Annotated in this window: 2 protein-coding genes; both read right to left on the minus strand. The window is 68.8% G+C overall.

The window, feature by feature from the left end:
* Positions 1-96: 96 nt before the first annotated feature.
* Positions 97-372, minus strand: coding sequence for a hypothetical protein (locus AC1DOC_RS33555; RefSeq protein WP_018907312.1), 276 nt, complete (start codon positions 370-372; stop codon positions 97-99).
* Positions 373-418: 46 nt separating this feature from the next.
* A partial coding sequence (locus tag AC1DOC_RS33560) for a sigma-54 interaction domain-containing protein (RefSeq protein ID WP_478131556.1) occupies positions 419-1,414 on the minus strand: 996 nt, incomplete at its 5' end.

The raw sequence follows: 1,414 nt of genomic DNA on the forward strand, positions 1-1,414 counted from the left end.
CTGCTAACCCCTTGATACCAAACGCTTCTTCATTGGGAAGATGCGCCTTTCGACTGAATTCAGAACACTTGGAGTGTATGAATTTCAATCAACTGTCTATTTATCGGTCAGGGTTTTCTCGGAGGCCTGGCGCGCCGCGATCCAGCTCTGGAACTGGCGTTCGGCCTGCATGCGGAACTCGTTGCGCGCATGGTTGCAGGCGGCATGCGCGAGCCGGCGGTGCTTCTGCGATCGCACGCCGCCGAGCGTCGAATCGACCAGGTGCTCGATGGTCGCGGACTCGGGCCGGCCGTGCGGTTCCTCGAAGTCCATGGCCAAGCCGCACCAATGGCAGTTGGGGCCGAAGGTGGAACGCAGGGCGCGCACGCTCACGGGTTCGCTCGCTCCGGGCCGATGCGGCGCGCGAGGCTCGGCGGCTTCACGCCGGCCGCTCCTGGTTCGTCATGCGCTCGTAGAGCGTGGCGCGCGAAATGCCGAGCAGCCTCGACGTGGCCAGCTTGTTGCCGCCGGTGGCCGTGAGCGCCGCGGCAATCGCCTTGCGCTCCAGCTCGGCCACCTGCTGCGCGAGCGGCCGCAGCAGCAGCGCCTCTTCGTCGGCGTCGTGCGCGCTCTGCAGCGTGGCGGGCAATTCGATCTGCTCCAGCCCGGCTTCGCGCAGGATGCGCTCGAGCTGCGCGGCGTCGATGCGCTGCGAGTCGCTGCGCATCGTGACCTGCTCCAGCACGTTGCGCAGCTCGCGGATGTTGCCGCGCCAGTGCTGGCCGGCCAGCAGCGCGAGCGCATCGGGCGTGAGCTCGGGCGGCGCCTCGCCGCTGCGCAGCGCCATGTCTTCGCCCAGCGCCTCGACCAGCGCCGGAATGTCGCTGCGCCGCTCGCGCAGCGGCGGCACGCGCAAGGGCAGCACGTTGAGGCGGTAGTACAGGTCTTCCCGGAACTGGCCGCGGCGCACCAGCTCGGGCAGGTCGCGCGAGGTGGCTGCGATCACGCGCGCATCGAAGGGCACCAGCTTGTTGGAGCCGAGCGGTTCGATCTCGCCCTCCTGCAATGCGCGCAGCAGCTTGGCCTGCAGGCCGAGCGGCATGTCGCCGATCTCGTCGAGGAACAGGCTGCCGCCGTCGGCCAGCTTGAACTTGCCCTCGCGCCCTCGCCTGTCGGCGCCGGTGAAGGCACCCGGCGCGAAGCCGAAGAACTCGGCCTCCAGCAAGGTGTCCGGCACGGCCGCGATGTTGACGCTGACGAACTGCCCCTTGGCCCGCGCCGAGGCTGCATGGATCGCATGCGCAAGCAGCTCCTTGCCGGTGCCCGTCTCGCCCAGCAGCAGCACCGGGCTCGTGGACTGCGCGGCGCGGCGCGCATGGCGCTTGACTTCCACCGCGGCCGGGCTGCTGCCGATGAAGCTGGCAAAGGTGTACTT

Source organism: Variovorax sp. 01T439_2 (assembly GCF_056398445.1).